At 55.2% G+C, this 21263-nt stretch carries 20 protein-coding genes and 2 tRNA genes; 11 read left to right on the top strand and 11 right to left on the bottom strand.

Annotation, left to right across the window (positions count from 1 at the left end):
* Positions 1–10 precede the first annotated feature (10 nt).
* The 4 genes from SPI05_RS08690 to SPI05_RS08705 all read right to left on the bottom strand — a co-directional run bounded on the left by SPI05_RS08690 (position 11) and on the right by SPI05_RS08705 (position 4287).
* Positions 11–1072 carry an esterase/lipase family protein gene (locus SPI05_RS08690; protein ID WP_321077717.1) on the bottom strand — a complete coding sequence of 354 codons (1062 nt, stop codon included), beginning with the start codon at positions 1070–1072 and terminating at the stop codon, positions 11–13.
* A gap of 225 nt (positions 1073–1297) precedes the next feature.
* Positions 1298–2110, bottom strand: coding sequence for a hypothetical protein (locus SPI05_RS08695; protein WP_321077718.1), 813 nt, complete (start codon positions 2108–2110; stop codon positions 1298–1300).
* A gap of 160 nt (positions 2111–2270) precedes the next feature.
* The gene (locus tag SPI05_RS08700) at positions 2271–2876 is read right to left on the bottom strand and encodes a LytR C-terminal domain-containing protein (protein WP_321077719.1); all 606 of its coding nucleotides are present in this window, start codon (positions 2874–2876) and stop codon (positions 2271–2273) included.
* A complete protein-coding gene (locus tag SPI05_RS08705) occupies positions 2863–4287 on the bottom strand; it encodes a uracil-xanthine permease family protein (protein ID WP_321077720.1) in 1425 nt (474 codons plus the stop codon). The genes SPI05_RS08700 and SPI05_RS08705 overlap by 14 nt, the downstream gene beginning before the upstream one ends.
* A gap of 95 nt (positions 4288–4382) precedes the next feature.
* On the opposite strand from SPI05_RS08705, the gene SPI05_RS08710 reads away from it, so the two are divergent.
* Positions 4383–4739 (top strand): hypothetical protein, encoded by a 357-nt coding sequence (locus tag SPI05_RS08710; RefSeq protein ID WP_321077721.1) that lies wholly within the window; start codon positions 4383–4385, stop codon positions 4737–4739.
* Between the two features lie 61 nt (positions 4740–4800).
* On the opposite strand, the gene SPI05_RS08715 is transcribed toward SPI05_RS08710, so the two are convergent.
* On the bottom strand, positions 4801–6270 hold the full coding sequence (locus tag SPI05_RS08715) for a hypothetical protein (RefSeq protein ID WP_321077722.1): 1470 nt from the start codon (positions 6268–6270) through the stop codon (positions 4801–4803).
* A gap of 333 nt (positions 6271–6603) precedes the next feature.
* Between SPI05_RS08715 and SPI05_RS08720 the strand changes: the two genes are divergently transcribed.
* Positions 6604–6687, top strand: a tRNA-Leu gene (locus SPI05_RS08720).
* 126 nt (positions 6688–6813) lie between these two features.
* Entirely contained in the window at positions 6814–7644 is an 831-nt protein-coding gene (locus SPI05_RS08725) for a MetQ/NlpA family ABC transporter substrate-binding protein (protein ID WP_321077723.1), read from the top strand.
* A gap of 69 nt (positions 7645–7713) precedes the next feature.
* On the opposite strand, the gene upp is transcribed toward SPI05_RS08725, so the two are convergent.
* A complete protein-coding gene (gene upp, locus SPI05_RS08730; RefSeq protein WP_282922350.1) occupies positions 7714–8349 on the bottom strand; it encodes a uracil phosphoribosyltransferase in 636 nt (211 codons plus the stop codon).
* 67 nt (positions 8350–8416) lie between these two features.
* Here upp and SPI05_RS08735 point away from each other — a divergent pair, with 67 nt between their 5' ends.
* Positions 8417–8959: a nucleoside deaminase gene (locus SPI05_RS08735; protein WP_295026299.1), complete on the top strand. Its 543-nt coding sequence runs from the start codon at positions 8417–8419 to the stop codon at positions 8957–8959.
* 18 nt (positions 8960–8977) lie between these two features.
* Here the strand turns inward: SPI05_RS08735 and SPI05_RS08740 are convergent, their stop codons facing one another.
* Positions 8978–10453 (bottom strand): four-carbon acid sugar kinase family protein, encoded by a 1476-nt coding sequence (locus tag SPI05_RS08740; RefSeq protein WP_321077724.1) that lies wholly within the window; start codon positions 10451–10453, stop codon positions 8978–8980.
* A 17-nt stretch (positions 10454–10470) separates the two neighbouring features.
* Positions 10471–10555, bottom strand: a tRNA-Ser gene (locus tag SPI05_RS08745).
* Between the two features lie 304 nt (positions 10556–10859).
* On the opposite strand from SPI05_RS08745, the gene mtnN reads away from it, so the two are divergent.
* Positions 10860–11624, top strand: coding sequence for a 5'-methylthioadenosine/S-adenosylhomocysteine nucleosidase (gene mtnN / locus SPI05_RS08750; RefSeq protein ID WP_321077725.1), 765 nt, complete (start codon positions 10860–10862; stop codon positions 11622–11624).
* Between the two features lie 33 nt (positions 11625–11657).
* Here the strand turns inward: mtnN and SPI05_RS08755 are convergent, their stop codons facing one another.
* On the bottom strand, positions 11658–12125 hold the full coding sequence (locus tag SPI05_RS08755; protein ID WP_321077753.1) for an S-ribosylhomocysteine lyase: 468 nt from the start codon (positions 12123–12125) through the stop codon (positions 11658–11660).
* Positions 12126–12492: 367 nt separating this feature from the next.
* Here SPI05_RS08755 and nrdH point away from each other — a divergent pair, with 367 nt between their 5' ends.
* From nrdH to nrdE, 3 genes are all read left to right on the top strand, one after another.
* On the top strand, positions 12493–12741 hold the full coding sequence (gene nrdH, locus SPI05_RS08760; protein WP_298633642.1) for a glutaredoxin-like protein NrdH: 249 nt from the start codon (positions 12493–12495) through the stop codon (positions 12739–12741).
* A gap of 134 nt (positions 12742–12875) precedes the next feature.
* The gene (gene nrdI / locus SPI05_RS08765; protein ID WP_321077726.1) at positions 12876–13322 is read left to right on the top strand and encodes a class Ib ribonucleoside-diphosphate reductase assembly flavoprotein NrdI; all 447 of its coding nucleotides are present in this window, start codon (positions 12876–12878) and stop codon (positions 13320–13322) included.
* On the top strand, positions 13319–15463 hold the full coding sequence (nrdE, locus tag SPI05_RS08770; RefSeq protein WP_321077754.1) for a class 1b ribonucleoside-diphosphate reductase subunit alpha: 2145 nt from the start codon (positions 13319–13321) through the stop codon (positions 15461–15463). Before nrdI ends, nrdE begins: the two co-directional genes overlap by 4 nt.
* Before the next feature lie 94 nt (positions 15464–15557).
* Here nrdE and SPI05_RS08775 read toward each other — a convergent pair whose 3' ends face one another.
* Complete coding sequence (locus tag SPI05_RS08775; protein WP_321077727.1) at positions 15558–16463, bottom strand: hypothetical protein; 906 nt, start codon at positions 16461–16463, stop codon at positions 15558–15560.
* Positions 16464–16672: 209 nt separating this feature from the next.
* Here SPI05_RS08775 and nrdF point away from each other — a divergent pair, with 209 nt between their 5' ends.
* From nrdF to SPI05_RS08790, 3 genes are all read left to right on the top strand, one after another.
* Entirely contained in the window at positions 16673–17641 is a 969-nt protein-coding gene (nrdF, locus tag SPI05_RS08780; RefSeq protein ID WP_282922359.1) for a class 1b ribonucleoside-diphosphate reductase subunit beta, read from the top strand.
* 189 nt (positions 17642–17830) lie between these two features.
* On the top strand, positions 17831–18580 hold the full coding sequence (locus SPI05_RS08785) for a multidrug transporter (protein ID WP_321077728.1): 750 nt from the start codon (positions 17831–17833) through the stop codon (positions 18578–18580).
* Between the two features lie 66 nt (positions 18581–18646).
* Entirely contained in the window at positions 18647–20560 is a 1914-nt protein-coding gene (locus SPI05_RS08790) for a cell wall-binding repeat-containing protein (RefSeq protein WP_321077729.1), read from the top strand.
* A gap of 32 nt (positions 20561–20592) precedes the next feature.
* Here the strand turns inward: SPI05_RS08790 and SPI05_RS08795 are convergent, their stop codons facing one another.
* Entirely contained in the window at positions 20593–21261 is a 669-nt protein-coding gene (locus SPI05_RS08795; protein WP_321077730.1) for an AAA family ATPase, read from the bottom strand.
* Positions 21262–21263: the final 2 nt, after the last annotated feature.

A 21263-nucleotide genomic window follows, 5' to 3' on the forward strand; every position in this document is an offset into this window, starting at 1 on the left:
TCTCCCCAGATTACAAATCAGAAGCCTGCAAGTAAGGCTGATAGCGGTGGCATTGCACCGGAATCTGCCAGGACAAACGATCCTCTTGCAGTTCTTGCAGCACAAGCTGCAGCGCCACATCACTATAGGTCATGTTTTGGTGTCGATGCGCATCCGCCGGGCACACGTCTTGGAGTACCACGTTATTGACGTTGCTGCCTTCCAAGAATTCGCTGGTGTAGGGGGTGACGACCGTGTCTAACTTGGTGGTAATCACGGTGTAGTCGATGTTCGGGTAAACTTCAATACCATCGTTGAGCTGGTTAAAGAACTCCGAACCAACCAGCTGCTGCATTAAACCGGTCTGGTTGGAGCTGTGGAACACTTTGTCGTCAAGGGTCGGAATTTCCTGGCGCAGCCAGTTAACTAGGTTCAGCATTCCTCCCAAGGTCGTGCCGTGGTTGTTCGGGGTCAGGCCAATGAGCTGGTCGACTTTCTGATCCCCGCCGTACCACTTGATGTACGCCCGCGGCAGCGCTCCACCGCCTTGGGAATGGCCCACCAAGTCAACCTTTGTGGCGCCGGTAGCCGCCAAGACTCGATCCACAAAACCGGCCATAAACGCTGCGCTTTGCTTAATGTCGCCGCTGAAGGCTTTTGAATCGCTGATGACGGTTTCGCCCTTAGCGTTCTTTGAGGTCGCAGGGTTGTAGTTAAACGTAAATACGCAGTAACCTGCCTGTTTCAAGCGTGGAGACATGTAGGACCAGGCTCCGAAAGCATCATTGCTGGTACCCGGAATTAAGATGACCGGTTCCGTGCCCGGGGCCGGCCGGCAGTTGAAATCATTAGCGCCCAAAGGCGTCATCCCCGGATGCAAAGCGGCCTGGCTCAAACCCACCATTGCCGTGTGGTAATCAGGGCCATATCCATTGGCGGGGATTCCTCCCGGGGAACTTGGGGCTTCAATGCCACCAATATTGTCAATAGTGGGATCCGCAGGAGCCGGAAGAGCCAGAGCCGCATTGGCGCTCAGACCCAACCCTAGAAATGCTGCCCCAGCTGCCGCCGCGATACGAGTTAGCTTCTTCAACTCAGTCTCCTTCTTGGTTTGGATTGTCACAAGCTTCCAGGGGCTGTTTTTCGTGCTGAGGCTGTTGTCTGCCACGCCTACTCCATCAGTTCCTTGAATAAATCCTAAAAGGATTCTGAAAGAAAAACAACTGTTTGTCCCTGACAAACAGGGGATGTTTTTCCTAGTCAGGGCCGTTTCAAAAGCACGGCGGGGAGGTTTTACACCGCCTCGCGCCTCACGCACTCACTTTCCGCCGTCGTGGGTGGGTTTCCAGTGAGAACCGACCGTCCGGGTGTCCCCCGTGACAATGGTCAGGTCGTTGCGAATGTTAGAACCGGTTAGCATACCGCGGGCAACCGGGATGAGTTTATGCGCCACCGCGATCCGCACCAGGGGCACAATTAGCTCTGCCGCGTGAAGGGGGACTCGTCCGATATACGTTTTCTTGTCGAGATAGGCGCCCAAGCCACCGTCGTCCTCCTGCATCCACAGAGCCACCGGCACCGTCTTGCCAGTGGAAATATAGGGATGGAGAGGAGCAATGTGATTATCGTAATCCTCCAAAGGGATTTCTTCCCCAGGAGGCAAAATTGTAAAGGCTTTTCTCGGGAACAAATTGACCGGACCCACCCCGCCGACAGGGGGTAAACTCAAGGTCACGCGGTTTGCCAACCTAGATTTGGTGCGTTGCGCCCACAGGTGGCAAGGCACTACTAGATTGAGTTCTTGGGCATCCAAACCATTGAGTTCCACCACATATTTGCCGGCGGTAGCGTGATCCAAATAGCCCACGAAGTGGCCTTGCACCCACACGCAGACCGCCGCGTAATCATCAGGATTGTTGCGGTCACGCACCAAGTAAGCCCAGTCATCTATTTCCGCGCCATGAATATCGTCCACGTTGTGTCCGGCAAACAGCGCCGCAAAATCATCTTGTAGCTCGAGCGAATCCTCAACGGTGGCAAACGTAGAAGGCGCTTCCCACCCGGCAAAACTTTTAAGGTAGGGGCGAACCGGACCGCTGGTATCGGGTCTACCCTTAGAAAACAACCCCACGCCGTTCCCCTTTCACGAGTTTTACCTGCACTCTTTACATTCTCAGGCGACAAAACTATTTTCAAGCATAGCCAAAATCGTTGACCGATAAGTCCGGTTGGTCGCTTTCCAACGGTTTTTTTGAGAATTCAACAGGGAAATCGCCAGCCTCGTGGTGCACTCAGTCAACTTCCTGACAGTTTTTCGGTGCCGGCGGATAGGGTCCCAAATCACCGTCACTGAGGTTATCCATAGCGAGCGCACCCTGGAACTGTTCCCCCAACAGGACGTTAATCTCTGCACCACGATTCAAATCAATCCTGACGTCTGCTTCCGGCAGGGCACGCGCCAACGAAAATGCTTTCGCCACATTTTTCTTGCTGGTGTTAATGCGAGCCGCCCCGGCGTAGGAATCGGGCGAATTCCCTACCACTTTCACCTTGACGCCAAAGCCTTTCAGTCGCTGTGCCGTTTGCGTGGCCAGACCGTTTTGGGAAGAACCGTTGAATATGTTTACCGTCACTCCCTGTAAGGAAACCGGCTTTCCCTTCGGAGCGCATGGCGGCACTTTCGCCTTTGCCTCCTCGGACAAAACAAAAGAATTACCGAAAGGCAGAGAAACCAAACCCATAGCAAAAGGCAGGGAAACCACCAATACCGCAGCCATCGCTAGCACAATCCAGCCGAAAATCACGGTTTGGCGAGCCAGGGTGCGTCGTCTCCGTTTGGCGCATATCTCCTGGGAATCACCCTGGCCGAGCAGGTCCTTTGCTTCAATTCTGGGCATCTTTTTGGCCTTGCGTGGCTCGGAGTTCTTGATCCGCGTGACGCTTAGCGTAGGCTTCAGAATGCAATTCCGTTCCGGCCGGGGCGGAAGCCGGGGAGGCCTGCTCCAGTTTGGTGCCACGAACGTTAGAAATCGCCCGCATGACGTGGTACATGATGATGGCGCCGAAGGAACCCATCGCGATACCCTCGAACTTCACGTCGCCGATGACCAATGTGTAGTTCGCGATAGCCATCACCATCGCCACCGCGGCCGTATTCAGGTTCACCGGGTCAGCGAAATCCACCTGGTTCTGGACCCAGATACGCACTCCGAGCATCCCAATCATGCCGTACAGAATCGTCGCGGCTCCACCCAGAACCCCCGGCGGAATGGTGGCGATAATCTCACCGAACTTGGGCAGCAGGGACAGGGCCAGAGCCCCGATAGCGGCAATGATGTAAGCCACGGTGGAGTAAACCCGAGTCGCGGCCATCACGCCGATGTTTTCGGCATAGGTGGTTGTACCGGAACCGCCGCCGCTGCCGGCAATCATGGTGGACAAACCGTCCGCAATCAAAGCCCGACCCGTCAGGTCATCGAGATTCTGACCGGTCATGGCGGACACGGACTTTACGTGTCCCACGTTTTCAGCGATGAGAACCAACACTACCGGAAGGAACAAGCCCAACAGGGCGGGGCTAAACGCCGGAGCGTGGAAAGTCGGTAGGCCCACCCAGTCGGCTTTGCTGATAGCTTCAAAGTTCACTTCGTGGCGAATCACCGCGGTCGCATAGCCGATAAGCACCCCGATGAGAATCGATAAACGTCCGATGATGCCCTTGAACAGGACGGTAATCAGCAGGACGGACACGATGGTCACGGTGGCCGTCACGGGAGCCTGCTGGACGTTATTCCATGCCGAAGGAGCCAGGTTGAAACCAATCAGGGAAACGATAGCCCCCGTCACAATCGGTGGCATAATCCGGTCAATCCAGGCCGCACCCGCGAAGTGAACTAACACACCGACCAACAGCAGCAAGGCGCCGGCGGAAATCACCCCGCCTTGTGCCAGAGCCATCTTTTCTGAGTCGATGGGAGCTCCGCCCCCGGAAACGTAACCGGTGACCGCACCGATGGGCGCAATCAACGCAAAAGATGAACCCAAATACGAAGGCAAGCGTCCGGAAGTGATGAGAATAAACAGGATGGTGCCCACACCCGTAAAGAACAGGGTGGTTGCGGGAGAAAATCCGGTCAGCAACGGAACCAGGAAGGTCGCGCCGAACATAGCGACAATATGTTGGGCCCCGATACCGATGGTTCGCGGCCAAGTTAGACGCTCGTTGGGCTGTACTACCTCACCGGTAGTAATGTGCTTGCCGTCCCCATGCAATTTCCACTTGAAATTACCGGTTTTCGTTTCTGACATATTTCGTCCTTCCTTGCAGACTCCCGAATCTGTCCCTCCCATCCTAATACGGCCTCCGTTGCGCAAAAAAACGCCTGTTGCGCTAGGCTAAACACGTGAGCGATGCCTATGTTTCGGATTTTCCCGGCCTGGAAAAGGTCAATCCACAAGAGGTTTTTTCTCGCCCCGGGTACACTGACTCCACACAAAAAATCCCCGGCATCGTCATTACGTTGTTCGTGATTACTCTGGTCAGTTTCGTGGTGCCGATGTTTTTTTCGATAGCTGCCATCGTCGTGGCGGTGCTGGCGGGCGGGATGCTGCGGGCGAGCGCCCTCTCTTGCGAACGCCAACCCGGAGACGGGCTGCTGCGAGCCACTTTCGGCCTGTCTTTCCTGTCTATAGGCTGGGGCACAGTGTGGTTCCTGGCTTGGGTAATCACCAAAGTGACTGTGACAGTCGTCCCGTTTTAGCCTCTGTTAGCTACAGCGTCCCGTTTTCGATGCAGGGGAATCCCTAATCCAAGTCGACTAGTTATTCATCGATAGGCTCATCGGGAATCTCAGAGGAGAGCAGACGGCGCACCTGGAACTTTTGAATCCAGGTGGTCCACAAAATCCCGCAAGTCGTGGTGACGACAAAAGCAATAATAGCTAGCCAGGGCTGTCCCACCATTGAGCGCGCCACAATAATGGCAGACAGCAAACCAATGGGCATAAAAGACCCCAACCAAATGACCTTGTACCCGGTCGGATCATAGAAACGTCCCGAACCGATACGGCTGGCAAAAGCGTAGGTGAAGAGCAGCACAATCGCCATCAACACGGTAAAGGCAATCAAGGAAAGGAAGGCGTTCAAAGCGGATACAGCCGCCCCGCACACGCCGCCGAACAAGGAAATGACCCAGCGAATCCAGCGCGGAATCGCGACGATACGGGCCAGGACCTGACGGGCATGTTCGGGATCGCGAATGGACTCCATAATCAGGCTGATTTCGTAGCCGGTGTAATACGACGGGTGTTCGCGAGCAATGTAAGGAATTTCGTAGCGGGCATCCACCTCGGGGACTTCACCCACAGCCAAACCTACGGCTCGCATCTGCAGTCCGTCAGAATCTTCGATTTCTTTGGGGCTCAGAATTGTCGCCGCAGCCATATTTGACACGGGCTGACCCAACAGTTCCTTTAGGGATGGGCCCGCGTTCGGGTCTCCGGGAAGGGTGAGGCTCCCCCGTATACCTTCGGATTTGTTTTCCCCCCGGCTGACATCACGCTTTTTGCGCCGGGAGGCACGACCGACCACGGCAGACTGGTCGGACCCCAAAGTCGGCATGTTAAAGGGCACCCGTGTGCGGATGTCTTGCAAATCAGGATGCTGTTCCTCCGTGAGTTGTGCCACCTGGCGAGGATCCATGGGCTGGGGTTCGTACCGGGCAGCAGGCGCTCCCATCGGGGGATATCCGGCGGGCTGCTGGGGTGGGGTTCCCGGCTGACGGGGGACACTCGGCGGGTTTTGCGCAGGGTATCCTGAATAATCTGGATACCCTGCAGGATTGGAAACAGGCATCTGACCGCCGGCGAAAGGCGGCTGAGCTATGTTGGGATCCCCATAGCTGTAATCAGCATATGCATTCGGATTCGGGGACTGGCTGTTTGGGTTGTACGCCGGCATTCCCATTGGTGCAGCTGGTGGCATTCCCATCACGCCGTCCATGCCGCTATATTCCCCACGGAGAGGCACCGACCCGTTGTTGTATGGCGCGGCTGCGTTGAGAGGCACCGCACCTCCCGTCTCCCCATCTAAGGAAACCAAATTGCCGTTGCGGGGCGCACTACCGTAGTTTTGGGGAGGAACAGCTTCCGGGTTCAAAGGAACCGCTGCCTGATTAAGTGGAACCGCTCCAGAGGGGGTACCGCCCAAGGAAACCAGGTTCGGGTTGGCATTTGCAGGTTTAGGCGCAGGTCTGCCCCCTTGACCGTTGCCGGGCACATTCACGCCAGTCATAAACCTGTAATCCTCCTCGAACATACATATACCTGGACACCATTGTACAAGGTTGAAACAGGTGGGGGCGCATGATTCTGTAAAGAAGAATTAAACTTTCCCCGTATTTTCAAACAAGCTCCCGCTTAGGGCTGCGAGCTGGCTCCTCAGCGAGCCAACCTACCTAGATAAATCGCAAGTGAGTTCAACTTTTCCTCGCCAACTCCCCAAGAAATGATTGGCCCCCTGCGTCCTCCTCGCCGTGCCAACCACTCCCGACAAACCCTAAAATTTGCCGAACTGACATAGTTTAGGTATCTTTTTATGGCGTTGTTTTTGTGAACAACCGCACACGCGCGAGTGGCGGAATTGGTAGACGCGCACGGTTCAGGTCCGTGTCCCAGTGATGGGGTAGGGGTTCAACTCCCCTTTCGCGCACGTTTACGGGGTTTCCCGGTTTGGTACAGCACCCGGTTTCACCGTCTGTTCTGCCGGTTTTTTCTTTTTTTCTCGAATCTTTACTATCCTTTCATTGTTAACATGAACTCGAGGGAAAGGGACATCATGAACAAATTTTTGACTCGTGCCGCCGCAGTTTTGGGCGCTGGCGCTCTGGCTATCTCTTTGACTGCTTGCGGTGGAGGCGGCACCGGTGACGCAAATGTTGTGACCGTTGGCGCTTCTCCCACCCCGCACGCCAAGATTCTGCAGTACCTGCAGGATTCCGGTGCCGCTGAAAAGGCTGGCATCACCATTAAAGTTCAGGAATTTTCTGATTACATCCAGCCCAACGAGGCTTTGAAGTCTGGGGATATCGATGCCAACTATTACCAAACCGTACCCTATCTCGAGGAACAATCAGCCTCTCGCGGTTACAAATTCACTGCCGGCAAGGGTATTCACCTGGAGCCGATGGGCATTTATTCCAGTAAAATCAAGAGTCTCGATGAGCTCAAAGATGGTGCCAAGATTGCCATCATTAACGACCCGTCGAACCAGGCACGCCAACTCAAACTGCTAGAGAACAATGATTTGCTGCAGTTGAAGGGCATGAAAGACATCTCGGTCGTAAACGTTAAGGCTAATCCAGACGCTAATCCGCACGGTTTCCAGTTCACCGAAGTTGATGGAGCCACAGAGCCATCCCTGCTGCCTGACGTGGATATTGCCGTTATCAACGGCAACTATGCTCAAGGTGGGGGCTTGAATCCAGCTGATGCTTTGTCTTTGGAAGACCCGGAAGGTAACCCTGCCGTGAACGTCTTGGTGTGGCGCGCCGATGAAAAGGACAAGCTCGAAGCCATTAAGAAGCTCGATGAGTTGCTGCATTCTGACGTGACCAAGAAATACATTGAAGACACCTGGCCGGATCAGTCGGTCATCCCGGCGTTCTGATTCGAGAACTAAAACTATTGGCGGTCAAGGCAAAACCTTGACCGCCAATAGTTTTAATGAAATCGCTGTTCAGACCAGCCCGTAAAGACGATCTCCGGCATCACCCAAACCGGGCACAATGTAGGCATCCTCGTTCAGATGGTCATCCACCCCAGCCACAACAACCGTCACTTCCGCCCGGTCCCCCACAGCATCAGTCACGGCCTTAATCCCCTCAGGAGCAGCCAGAATACACGTACAGGTGACATCCCGAGCACCGCGTTCCAACACGTAGTTGATAGCCGCCACCAAGGTCCCGCCGGTTGCCAGCATCGGGTCAACGATAAAGCACTGACGCCCGGACAGGTCGCTGGGCAACCGGTTAGCGTAGGTTTCAATCGCGAGGGTTTGTTCGTCGCGTTTCATTCCCAAAAATCCGACTTCCGCGGTCGGCAACAAGCGAGTCATGCCTTCCAGCATCCCCAAACCGGCCCGCAAAATCGGAATCACGATAGGACGCGGGTCTGCCATAACCTGGCCTTGTGTCTTGGTGATAGGGGTTTCTACGTCAATCGTCTCTACCCGAACATTGCGGGTTGATTCATAGGCCAGCAAGGTCATCAACTCGTCCACGAGCTGGCGAAACATCGGCGACGGCGTGTTTTTGTCGCGCAACAGGGTCAATTTATGGTTAATCAGCGGATGATCCGCAACATATAAGTGCATGATTTTAACTTACCGCGAAAGCACCCCGCCTCGCGTGAAGTTCACTCGGGTCGGTTAGAGTTACTCTATGGTTTCCTCCGGTATTCCCTCTGTTCCCAATCTTTCCGGCGATTCCTCCGAGAATTCACCAGGCGGGGGCGCGGCTTTCGGTTTGTCCCCGGCAGAAGTGCGGGCGTTGGATACCGCTTTTCATCTAGCTCAGCAGGCGGGACAGGGCGGAGATGTCCCGGTCGGCGCCGTCGTGTTAACCCCGGAGGGGATAGTGGCGGGATTGGGGCTGAACCAGCGCGAGTGTCCGCCTTACGATCCCAGCGCTCATGCGGAAATTGTGGCGCTACGGGAAGCTGCGGGCCGGCTGGAACGTTGGAATCTCAAGGGGTGTACCTTGGTGGTGACGCTGGAGCCTTGCACGATGTGTGCCGGAGCCATCGTGAACGCGCGTATTTCGCGGCTTATTTTTGGCGCTTGGGATGCGAAAGCCGGTGCCTGCGGGTCGGTACGCGATGTGGTACGCGATAGCCGGCTTAACCATCAGGTGGAGGTCAAAGGCGGGGTAGATGAACCTCGGGTAAAAGCCCTGTTGAGAGAGTTCTTTGGGGAGCGCAGGTAGGCTACAGCACGACCCGGGTCAAACCGTGAGTTTCTCGACTACCTGTCGCAAGGAATCTTCGTCCCCCACATTGCCCGGAAAAATCACGTAAGGAATACCTGCCCCTGGACCGTCTGGGGCACTCCAAAGCGACACCAACCCCTCCAGCATGGGGCCGCGCACCCAGGCGCGATGCATCTCCAGGCCTTTCGCCGCCACATCGGAGGACGTAATGCCCCCTTTCGCGACCACAAACCGCGGTTTGACCGTGGCGACAACTCCCTGCACGACGCGCACCACCGCCTGCGAAACCAAGCGGGCAATGCGCAGCGAATCGGCCTGGTCCCGGCCTTTTACCAGGTTGCGGGAGGTGTAAACCACCACTGAACCACCCTCTAAGGCTCGACAGACTTCACTTACGACCTGCTGAATAAATGCGCCGGGCTGATTCTGGCTGATAACCGCTGCCACCTCGATTTTCACCTGTTTCAGGGGAATGCGTGACTCTAACCGAGCCAGTTGCCGGGTCGTCAGACCCACGTGGGAACCCACCACGATGAGACCGCCGGGAACGGAGATCCTGTCGGAATCGGAATCGGGAATCCGCGTCGGAGCAATATCCGGGGTCTGTAGCGGACGGGGAATGTCTTGCCCCAGGCGAGCCCGCACGAAAGCAGGACCGGTGCGATAGATAAATCGTTTCCCCCGCGCTTCGGCCTGAATGACCGCTAGAGCTAAGAGCCGCAGGTCATCCTCGGTGACAGCATCACAGATGAGCGGTTGGCGGTTTGAGGCGGACAATAGCTTATGCAGCGCCTCCTCCGCTTCCCGGTTACGCAGATCCTGTAAGTTGATCCGGATGACCGTTTCAGCACGGTATTGGCCCGCAGATTTTTCCTCGACCCACTGCGCCAAATCCGATTGTTCATACCCAAAGGTCGCGTCCTTAGCGAACTCGGATTGACCTACCGGAATGAAACCTTGACGCGGCGAGCCGGCATAGTGAACCCCACCAACGGTGATGCGTCCAGCCTCAGGGAACGCCGGCACGATAATGACCCCATCAACCGTTTGGCCGCGCTTTTCTAACTCGGCGCCAATCGTGTTGGGTTCCAACGGGAAATGCCCGCGCAGGGTGGAATCAGACCGTGAAATAAACGCAACTTCCCGCCCCCGTGTCGCGCCGGCGCGAGTCGCGGCGGCTACGATTTCCTGGTTAATCTGCCGAGCTGAATCCGGATCCAGAGAGCGGGTATTGGTCACCACGTAAACGGCTGGCGCGGCGGTACCGAGAGCCCAGAGAAAATCCGTCTCTTCCCAGTTCATCAGCACCGGTAAGTCGCAGACCGATTGGGTGCCGGTAGGGTCGTCGTCGAGTACCACAAAGAAGGAGCCGGGATAGTTCGCCCGGGCTTGGCGCACCTGAGCCGCAGTTATGGCGAGAGGCGCCGGCCAGTCTTTCGTCAGCTCCTCCACGTTCACCGGGACTGCCGGCGTCTCGCTAGGTTTAGCCATAAAGCCTCCCAAATTTGCGGTAGAGGTGGGATTTGAACCCACGGTGGGTTGCCCCACACAGCATTTCGAGTGCTGCACCTTCGGCCGCTCGGACACTCTACCTGGTCGCGCTTTTCAGCACGAGCCATGATTTTACCATGAAGCTAAGGGGGAAATCTTCTGGCGATTCCGCGTGTACGCAGCGAGGGCGTCGCCGCGGCCTTCTGCTGGGGTGTTTAATCTTTATTTTTGTTGCGAGCAATACAGTTATCGGCACTGTTGACCTTATTTTTACGCTTGAGTTATGCCACTGGGTTAAGCCCGGAAAAACCGAGACCAGCAGGACAGCCCCAATATGCTCTACAATTTTGTTTCGGGATTTCTTAGAAATGACCCATTCGCTACTCAGTCACACGAAAGGCTCGATATGTCAGTCGACCGCGACCTGAATCTTCCCCTGCCCCCGGCTCGCATTCCGGTTCTGGCCATCATTACCGCCGCAATGGAGGACGAAGCGGCACCCCTGTGGGACCTGGCTAAGGGCGGGGGGAATCTGGTGCGTTTGGGTGCGAAAGGCAGCTTGCAGCTGCTCCAGATTGAGGATGCCACGATTGCCCTGTTGACCACCGGGATCGGTCTGGTCAACGCTGCCAGTTCGCTGGCCACAGCCCTGACCTATGTTTCCCCTCGCTACATTTTCAGCTGCGGTTCGGCCGGTGGTTTAGATGCGGATTCACAAGTCCGAGACATAGTCGCGGCGTCGTCTTGCCTATTTTCCACCGCCGATGCTCGCGAATTTGGTTATGCCCTGGGTCAGATTCCGGGAATGCCCGAACGTTATTTGGCTGATGGAGACCTGTTGGGTCGTTTTCATGCCTTGCCCGAACAGCTATCTGGGTCACGCACCCGCAGCGGGGAGTTTCTCTCTGCTGACCAATTCGTGGGCACCGAAACTGCTTTGCAACTGCGGGAACGCTATCCCGAGGCGACCACGGTCGATATGGAGTCAGCGGCTTTGGCCCAGGTTGCTTACGGGGTCGAGGTCCCCTTCCTGGCAATCCGGGGTATCAGTGATTTGTGCGGGCCCGAAGCGGCTGCGGAAAACTACTCCCGAGCCGGGGACGTGGCTCGCCTGAGTTTCCTGGTGGCGCTGTGCCTGTTGGGGCTGCGCGAACCTGAGGAAGTCAAGTAGTCTCAGTTTTCCGACATAGACGGGGATTCCGCTTTAGTGGGAATAGATGCGACCCCACTCTTCTCTATGGTCCAGCATCTTTTGCGCCGCAGCTTGCGCTCCTGCCAAGCTGTGGCTCTGGCCCCAACCACATTGGACTTCATTCGCCGCAGGCACCACAGTCATGTTAACCACGTCAACAAGGGATGCTTCCAATATAGACATAAATTCCTCCGGCTGAAGGCCTAAAGTCATCGCATAAAAGCCTGTCTGGCATCCCATCGGCGAGAAATCGAGCAGTTTGTCCGTGTGGTCACGCATGTGTTCCGCCATGCTGTGCTCCAAAGAGTGCACCACCGGCATATCCAGATGCTCCACGTTGGGCTGGCAAAACCGCACATCGTACTTGATGAACTCATCCCCACCAGGCAAGGTTTCTTGGTGCGCCACCCGCACGAACGGAGCCTTTACTTTGGTGTGATCAAGCTGAAAAGATTCCACGTTAGTTTTCTCGATTTCCATAGTCAAAATTCTATAGCTTCCCCGAAATTCTGGCGACACGCCGAAGCTGTCATTTTTCTAAAAATTACTTTTTGCACAAACTGTGGATAACTACACCCATGTAACTTAGCCCTATTACGTGGGCTGACACAGCTATACACAACCTCGTCCACAGCCGAAATCGGACTTGTCCACAGGTGGCGGGGAGAAAAAACCGACCACTATATGTAGTGGTGGTAGACACACCTGCCCACAAGGTGTAGTGTTTTGAACTCGACAGGACTTTTCAGTGCTGGTAGAATAACAACGTTGTAGTTTTCGCTTCGCGGTCCACGAAATTACCGCGGGAAAACCACACACTGGGAGATATTGCGGAGGAAGCCTAGAGATGAGTATCACTCTTTACACGAAACCTAACTGTGTTCAGTGCAACGCAACGAAGCGCGCTCTGGACAAACAGGGTCTGGACTACGAAACCATCGACCTGACCGAGGACGTGAACGCTCTCGATCACATCAAGAGCCTGGGATTCCAACAGGCCCCCGTTGTTTTTGCCGGAGACGACTCCTGGTCCGGGTTCCGCCCCGATAAAATCAAGGCTCTAGCCGCCGCGGCACTCACCGCTGCCGCTATTTAATCGCGACATCCCGGTTCGCCCGCTGCGCGCCACCGGCTCGGAGTTGAGTGCGTGCCACACCGCCGCGCCCCGTCAGCGCGACCGACACACCTTGTGAATCCGCTAGAAAAACCACATTGAAGTAAGGCAAAACCGTGGGGTTATTGGTTTATTTTTCCTCCGCAACTGAAAACACCAAACGATTCGTGGAACGTGTCGGCGTTCCGGCGTTGCGTATCCCGCTGCGCCCCGGTTCTGAACCTTTGTTGGTCGACGAGGAATATGTGCTCATGGTGCCCTCATACGGCGGCGGGGACACCAGTAAGGCAGTCCCCAAACAGGTCATCAAATTTTTGAACATAGAACACAACCGCAACTTATGTCGCGGTGTAATATCCAGCGGAAATATCAATTTCGGCGAGGCCTATTGCATCGCCGGCAAAGTACTTTCTCGCAAACTCAAGGTTCCCTTCCTGTACAAATTTGAACTGTTGGGAACCCCGGAAGATGTAACTGCAGTCAGAAAAGGATTGGAAGAATTTTGGGCGAACCTACACTCTCAACAAGCGGAATCGGACTCCCCGGCGTCACCGGAGTCATGACCGACACTCAGGAAGACGAATTCCTCGACGCTGAACACGATTACCACTCTCTAAACGCGAAACTGAACCTCTACGGTGAGGACGGAAAAATCCAGTTTGACGCGGACCGGGAGGCTGCTCGCCAGTACTTCTTACAGCACGTAAACAAGAACACGGTGTTTTTCCACGATTTGAAAGAAAAGCTCGACTACCTGGTCGAGGAGGGCTACTACGAGGCGGAAACTCTCCAACAGTACAGCTTCGAGTTCATCAAGTCCCTGTACGAAAAGGCCTACAGTCACAAGTTCCGTTTCCCGACTTTCCTGGGGGCGTTCAAGTACTACACTTCCTACACGCTCAAGACGTTTGACGGCAAGCGTTACCTGGAACGTTTCGAGGATCGCGTGTGCATGGTGGCGTTGTACCTGGCACGCGGCGATGAACAGCTGGCCGTGGACATCATGGAAGAAATCATTTCGGGACGCTACCAGCCCGCCACCCCCACTTTCCTCAACGCCGGAAAGAAAGCTCGTGGAGAGATGGTTTCGTGCTTCCTGGTGCGCCTGGAGGACAATATGGAGTCCATCGCCCGGGGCATCAACTCCGCCCTGCAGCTGTCCAAGCGCGGGGGCGGCGTCGCTTTGCTGCTGACGAATCTGCGCGAGGCGGGCGCTCCGATTAAAAAGATTCAAAACCAGTCCTCCGGGGTGGTTCCGGTGATGAAGCTGCTGGAAGATTCTTTTTCGTACGCAAACCAGCTGGGGGCTCGCCAGGGCGCGGGAGCGGTCTACATCAGCGCGTTCCACCCTGACATCATGTCTTTCCTGGACACCAAGCGTGAGAACGCAGACGAAAAGATTCGCATCAAGACCCTGTCTCTGGGTGTGATGGTTCCCGACATTACTTTCGAGCTGGCGCGCAACAAGGAACCGATGTACCTGTTCAGTCCCTACGATGTCGAGCGGGTTTACGGGGTGCCTTTCAGCGATATTTCCGTCACGGAAAAGTACCGCGAGATGGTTGACAACCCTAACATCCGCAAGAAAAAGATTGACGCCCGCAAGTTTTTCCAAACCTTGGCGGAAATCCAATTCGAGTCTGGCTATCCCTACATCGTTTTCGAAGACACCGTGAACCGGGCAAACCCGATTGACGGACGCATCATCATGTCAAACCTGTGTTCCGAGATTCTCCAGGTATCCGAGCCCTCCGTATTGAATGAGGACCTGTCGTATGCGAAAGTCGGCAAAGATATTTCTTGCAACCTCGGTTCCATGAACATCGCCAAAACCTTGGAATCCCCCGATTTTGCGAAATCTATCAACGTGGCGATTCGCGCTTTGACGGCGGTGTCGGATTTGACGAACGTGGAGTGCGTGCCGACTATCCAGCGCGGCAACTCGATGTCTCACGCCATCGGTTTGGGAGCGATGAACCTGCACGGCTGTCTGGCGAAAAACCGGATTTTCTACGGTTCTGCCGAAGGCCTGGACTTTACGAATATGTACTTTTACGCCACGGCGTTCTATGCCCTCAAGGCGTCTCACGCTTTGGCAGTAGAGCGCGGCGTGACTTTTGAGGGTTTCGAACGTTCCCAGTACGCCAGTGGAGAATACTTTGAGAAGTATATTAACGGAGATTGGACCCCAAAGACCGCCAAGGTTCGCGAACTGTTCGAGAAATCCTCGATCCACCTGCCAACCCCGGAAGATTGGCGGGCCCTAGCCGCGGACATCAAGCGCGACGGCATGTACAACCAAAATTTGCAGGCCATTCCACCCACCGGATCGATTTCTTACATCAATAACTCGACCTCGTCGATTCACCCCATCGCCTCCAAGATTGAGATTCGCAAGGAAGGCAAGATTGGCCGCGTATACTATCCGGCGCCCTATATGACCAACGACAACCTTGACTACTACCAGGATGCTTACGAAATCGGGTATGAAAAGATTATCGACACCTATGCCGAGGCCACGAAACACGTAGATCAGGGGCTGAGCCTGACCTTGTTCTTCCCTGACACGATTACGACCCGTGACGTGAATAAAGCCCAGATTTACGCCTGGCGCAAAGGCATCAAATCGCTGTACTACATCCGTCTGCGCCAAGCTGCCCTGGAAGGCACCGAAGTGCAGGGCTGCGTCAGCTGTATGCTCTAAGTCTTTCTGACTGCTTATATACGGGAAATCCCCGGTTGAGGTGTGAACCGCGTCAACCGGGGATTTCCTTTCTAAGAACGATGAACCGGATGTCTTACTTGGGTTGCAGAGCCTCAGAAACCAGGTATTGCAGCAGCACCATCGGGGTGTGCGCCCGCGGGTCGACCTCCCCGCGAGAGTTCAAACAACCTGCTGAAAACAGAAAGTTATTAAACACCTCCACAGCTTCACCTACCGCCTCTGGGGTCGCGTCTTGTCCCATCTCGCGCATCAGGTCGACCGCCACCGTCCGCGGGTCGTCTGGTGCGGCCCAGTCGCAGCAGGCGAAAGTTTGTGCCAGTGCCCCGATGATGAGACGCAGGAAAAACTCATCTTCATCGCTATCACTCAAGGCGAAGGCCACCATCGGCAAGATGGGTTGCGGCGAACGCAGCTGGCGGATACCCATCAGCGAGAGCATGACTTGGGAACCAGCTAAGTTAATGAGCTTCGATTTCACCGCCATGAGGAAATAGGCTTGCAAGGAATTGGACAGGGAGATCACAAAGTCATCGGGAAGGTGATTCACTTCCATTGTGGAATCCGGATGGACGGCTTTAATCTGTACCAGATTGTCGTCGCCGTACTGGACAGAGCACGAGGAAACCGCGGAAGGAATATACTGCCCAGCTGCCAAATCGCTACCATCAGAGCAGTCCGCAAGGGGGGTGTGGCTCGGCAGCACAAAGTCCAATAAGTCCGGACCGGGATGCTGCATCAATTCCATGAAGTCCTGCATGTCCAAACCCGCGCAACCATCCCGCAGCTGGGACAAAATCCAAGCTAGCGGTCGGTTTAATGCCCGTTCTGCGACCTCCACCATCGCGGGAGTAATCGGCTGGTTAGACAGCTCAAGCAGATATAAACCCAGCTTGGATCCGGGTTGCAGATGTAGCAACTGGTCTCCCAGCTGCGAAACCGGCAGCTGGGTTGCCAAGCGAATCAAGTCCGAGTCGTCCACTGTTTCTAGCCTTCGAACACTTTTTAGTCTGTTTGCGCATCCTCATCGTTGAGTTAGTTCATTTCTGTTCCTACCCTATCCGCACCGCGGTTTTTTTGTATCCCAAATTGAAACCTGGGTCTCACGGGATAGACTGGGAACGACAGTTTCGCGCGATATTTCCTGCTTTGCGCAAACCCAAAAATACTATTGAATTCAAGGAGAAACTCGTGGTCATTGGGATTCCAAAAACCGTGCAAGCCATTAACTGGAATGACATCGAAGATGACAAAGATTTGGAGGTGTGGGATCGTCTGACCGGAAATTTCTGGCTTCCGGAAAAGATTCCGCTCTCTAACGATATTCCCTCGTGGAAAACCTTGAACGAAGACGAAAAAAACATGACGAACCGCGTGTTCACCGGTTTGACCCTGCTGGACACCATCCAGGGCACGGTGGGCGCGGTTTCGTTGATTCCGGATTCCCGCACTCCCCACGAAGAAGCGGTTTACACCAACATCGCATTCATGGAATCGGTGCACGCCAAGTCTTATTCCTCGGTGTTCTCGACCCTGCTGTCCACCGAGGAAATCAACGAGTCTTTCCGCTGGTCCGAGGAGAACGAATACCTCCAAAAGAAAGCTCATATTGTGCTGGACTATTACCACGGCAATGACCCGGAAAAGCGCAAGGTCGCCTCGACCATGCTGGAATCTTTCCTGTTCTACAGTGGTTTTTACGCTCCGATGTACTGGTCGGCTCACGCGAAACTGACTAACACCGCTGACCTTATCCGCCTCATCATCCGCGATGAGGCAGTTCACGGCTACTACATCGGCTACAAGTATCAACTGGCTATCCGCGAGTCCTCCGAGTCCCGGCGCCAAGAGATGAAGGATTACACGTTCTCCTTGCTGATGGACTTGTACGACAACGAAGAGCTGTACACCGAGACCCTCTACGATCCGCTGGGCTTGACCGAAGACGTCAAGAAGTTCCTCAAGTACAACGCGAATAAGGCTTTGATGAACCTGGGTTACGAAGCCCTTTTCACAGCTGACCAGGTTGACGTCAATCCCGCGATTTTGGCAGCTTTGTCGCCCGCAGCTGATGAAAACCACGACTTCTTCTCGGGTTCGGGTTCCTCCTACGCCATTGGCACTGCCGAGGAAACCGAGGACGCCGACTGGGAGTTCTAGGCTTGTTCAAGATTGAATCCAACCGTTAGTCCACGATACTTCCCGGTTGGGAGTATTCTTGTTAGCTGTAGGCCGTTTCCGTACTGTCGCGGGTACGGTGTGCATTTACTTTGTGAATGTTCTTCTGCGTCTAACGTTCAAATTTGCTAGAATGCAGTGGTTAATATCAACGTAATCGAGGTGTAATACTTGTCTCGCCACATTATCTTGTCCCAAGAGGCCGTGGAAGCCGGTCTGTGGTATGTGCTTTCTCTGCGGTATCAGGACGAAATCGACCGCGAGTTGAAGCAGTTTCCAGCCGACATGATTGATTACTGGGCGGCCAAGCTAAAGATTAACTCTCGAATGAAGACTGAGTTGGCTGAGGTTCTGGCCGAGGAATGTGAGGTCGTTAAGACCCAGCAGGCGGCCGACAAGGAACTCGGCGCGGAAAAGGAAAGCTACATTTTTCCGTCCATTGATGAGGTCTGGCCGCGTATCGTGCTGGCCAAGAAGCGCGCGCATGACCATCAGGAAACTACCATCCCCGCTGCAGTCTATGAGCGGCTGCGTACCCAAGACATCACCAGTCGAGGGGTGCGCTCTTCGCAGGGCATGGTGCGCTGGCCACCAACTTGCCAAACCATCACCAAGCGGTGCGGTGGCTCGTGGAACGAAGCACTGCGCAACATGGGACTGATGACCTCCAAACGAGGTCGTTCCCGAGGCTCATTAAAGTTCACCGATGAGATTTACCTGCGCGCCGGTGCCGAGTTTTTAATGCACTGCAACGAAATCGGTAAGGGTGACACCGTGGCTTACTACTGTCAGTGGGTAGCGCGGGAACGTCGAGCTGGACGCATCTGGCCCTCCGCCGCGGCGCAGCGTCAGTTGCGCGGCACCTGGAATCATGTCATGGAACTGGCAGACCAAATGGTGAAATCCAAGAGCTTTTCCTGAGTTTTTTCACGTCAGGCGATATCCTGAATGTCGCGAGTCTGATTTTCGATTCCACTGGGAGGAAAAGTGAACACACTTCACGGCGAACGACATCTTTTTCGTCATTTTGGGGGTACTTGCCTGGCGGTTTTCTCGCTGGCAGGTTTGGCTCTCGCCGGTTTCGGTCTGAGCCCGGCTTACGGGCAAGACTCGGATTCCACCCCCGCGGTCCAATCCGAGTTCACCTCTGCGGTCGTAGGGTTTAACCCCGGAATGATTATTTCCGATGAGGTTTTTTACAACCCCAACACTATGGACGCCAACGCTATTCAGCAGTTCTTGAACGCGAAAGGGCGAGCTTGCCAGCCAGGTGTAGACACGATTACCATCCCGGCTCCCCAAGACCAGCCAGATGCCCAGCCCACCACGCAAGAAATCACCATTCCTTGCCTCAAAGACTATGTTTTGGACACCCCGGATCGTCCGGCTGATGCCTATTGCCGTGGCGCCTATCAAGGAGCCGAAGGCGAGAGCGCCGCGCAAATCATCTGGAAAGTCAGCCAGGCTTGCCAGATTAACCCCCAGGTATTACTGGTGACTCTGCAAAAAGAACAGAGCCTGATTACCGCTTCGGATAAGACTTTGAAACTGTCGCGATACCAGAAGGCTATGGGATACGGCTGCCCGGATACGGCCCCGTGCGACACCCAGTACTACGGATTCTTTAATCAGGTTTATCAAGCGGCGCACCGTTTCCACTACTACCAAAAGCATCCGACACAATTCCGTCATCGTGCCGGGCGAGTCAATGACCTGCTGTATCACCCGTCTCGGAATCAGGATGGCTCCTACAAGTGCGGAACTACTCCAGTTTTCATTGAAAACCAAGCGACCGCGGGACTGTACAACTACACTCCTTACACCCCGAATGAGGCAGCCCTAGCCGCCGGAGGTGGCCTGGGAGACAAGTGCTCCAGCTACGGAAACCGCAACTTTTATCGCTTCTTTACGTCCTGGTTTGGTTCTGCCGGTTCGTCTAATGCGGTTCCCTCACTGCGAATTTCGGGCGCTAGCCGAATTGAGACCGCGGCGGGAATCTCGGCTCGGGCCTTTCCCGGTGGTTCGCAACGGGTTTATTTAGCTCGTTCAGATATGCCCATTGATGCTTTAGCGGGCGGGATTCTGCCTGATGGTCCGGTGTTGCTGGTTCCCATTAACGGCCCCATTCCCTCTGCAGTTACTCGAGAAATCAACCGGCTGAAAGCCACCACGGTGGTGGCTCTAGGTGGGCCGGGAGCAATTCCTGATGCGGTCCTGGCAAACGCGGCGCAAGGACGTCAAACTTCGCGGATCTTCGGTCCTGATCGATACGCCACAGCTATCGCAATCTCACACCATGCGTTCCCACAGGGCGCCAAGCGGATTTATATTGCCGATGGCGTGGGGGCTAACGGGGCCGGTTCTCCCGATGCGGTCGTTGGGGGAACTCTGAGCGATGGTCCGGTTTTGATAGTCAACCCGCGCAGTCCCGAGACGTGGAAGTACGTTGCTTCTGAAGTTTCTGACCTGCACGTTTCCGAAGTCGTTGGTTTGGGTGGGCCCGGTGTCCTCCCGCAACAAGCTCTAACCACGATTGCGGCTCAATCGGGAGCAAACGTCTCCCGTCTGGCTGGGGCGGACCGTTACGGTACCGCGGCAGCTATCTCAGCTCATGCCTATCCCGCGATAGCGCGGCTAGATGAGACCGGTGCGCCAACCGTGAGCGATTATGTCGCTTACATTGCTCGCGGCGACAACTTTGCGGATGCATTGGTGGCTGGAGCTTTGCGAGACGGTCCGGTGCTGCTGGTGCCTTCCCGTACCAACCAAGCCCCCGCTCCGGTGGCGAACTATCTGAGTGTCCTGCACCCCAACACGATTATTGCTCTCGGCGGTGAAGGAGCAGTCCATCCCGATACGGTTAAAGCAGTAGTAGTTAGTGCCGGATCTGGTTTGCTATAGAAGATTAGCTTGCGTCGGTTAACCTGGTTTACTTATGCAGGCAGGTTCCAAATGCGGTCTGCCCGCGCTTGAGAACTCTGGACCAGCAGCCGGTTCGGTTCGTCAACCCGCTGTACCCAAGCGAGCGCCTGTTCCGGGGTTCTGCCGTGATGCGTGTGGCGAGCAACTAGGCGAGCCTGTGTTACCTCCGGCGGCGCCTCCAGGTAAATCAGCAGGTCGATTGCCTCGCGAACCAGGGACCATGCCCCGTCTTGCAGTGCCAGGTAGTTGCCTTCCGTAAGTACCACGCCTTCTCGTTCGACCTTGTAACGTGCCGCGATAGCTTGACCAAGCTGACGGTCGTATCCGGGAGCGTACACCACCGTTTTGGCATCGTGAGCCCGATCCAAAGCCATCAGGTAGCCCACCACGTCGAAAGTGTCCGGACGTCCTTTATAGTCGCTGAGACCCTCGGCTTGGAGGACTTCGTTTGACTTGTGGAAACCATCCATCGGAATGATGCCGGCTAACAGTGACTGTGTACCCAAAACAGTTCCGTCCAGCAACTTCCCCAGCCTGGCTACCGCCTCAGATTTACCCACTCCGGGGGCGCCGGTAAAGCCAACCACGCGCAAGACGTGTCCGTTGTCAGCCAGTTCCTTTAGCTCCGTGGCCAAATCGCTCAGCAGTTCATCAAGGGTACCTGAGAATGTCTGGACCATAT

The organism is Mobiluncus sp. (genome assembly GCF_034180645.1).
GTDB lineage: Bacteria > Actinomycetota > Actinomycetes > Actinomycetales > Actinomycetaceae > Mobiluncus.

Coding starts and splice junctions, on each gene's coding strand:
- SPI05_RS08700 (WP_321077719.1), bottom strand. CDS start 2,876: ATGCCCAGAATTGAAGCAAAGGACCTGCTCGGCCAGGGTGATTCCCAG.
- SPI05_RS08705 (WP_321077720.1), bottom strand. CDS start 4,287: ATGTCAGAAACGAAAACCGGTAATTTCAAGTGGAAATTGCATGGGGAC.
- SPI05_RS08715 (WP_321077722.1), bottom strand. CDS start 6,270: ATGACTGGCGTGAATGTGCCCGGCAACGGTCAAGGGGGCAGACCTGCG.
- SPI05_RS08725 (WP_321077723.1), top strand. CDS start 6,814: ATGAACAAATTTTTGACTCGTGCCGCCGCAGTTTTGGGCGCTGGCGCT.
- upp (WP_282922350.1), bottom strand. CDS start 8,349: ATGCACTTATATGTTGCGGATCATCCGCTGATTAACCATAAATTGACC.
- SPI05_RS08735 (WP_295026299.1), top strand. CDS start 8,417: ATGGTTTCCTCCGGTATTCCCTCTGTTCCCAATCTTTCCGGCGATTCC.
- SPI05_RS08740 (WP_321077724.1), bottom strand. CDS start 10,453: ATGGCTAAACCTAGCGAGACGCCGGCAGTCCCGGTGAACGTGGAGGAG.
- mtnN (WP_321077725.1), top strand. CDS start 10,860: ATGTCAGTCGACCGCGACCTGAATCTTCCCCTGCCCCCGGCTCGCATT.
- SPI05_RS08755 (WP_321077753.1), bottom strand. CDS start 12,125: ATGGAAATCGAGAAAACTAACGTGGAATCTTTTCAGCTTGATCACACC.
- nrdH (WP_298633642.1), top strand. CDS start 12,493: ATGAGTATCACTCTTTACACGAAACCTAACTGTGTTCAGTGCAACGCA.
- nrdE (WP_321077754.1), top strand. CDS start 13,319: ATGACCGACACTCAGGAAGACGAATTCCTCGACGCTGAACACGATTAC.
- SPI05_RS08795 (WP_321077730.1), bottom strand. CDS start 21,261: ATGGTCCAGACATTCTCAGGTACCCTTGATGAACTGCTGAGCGATTTG.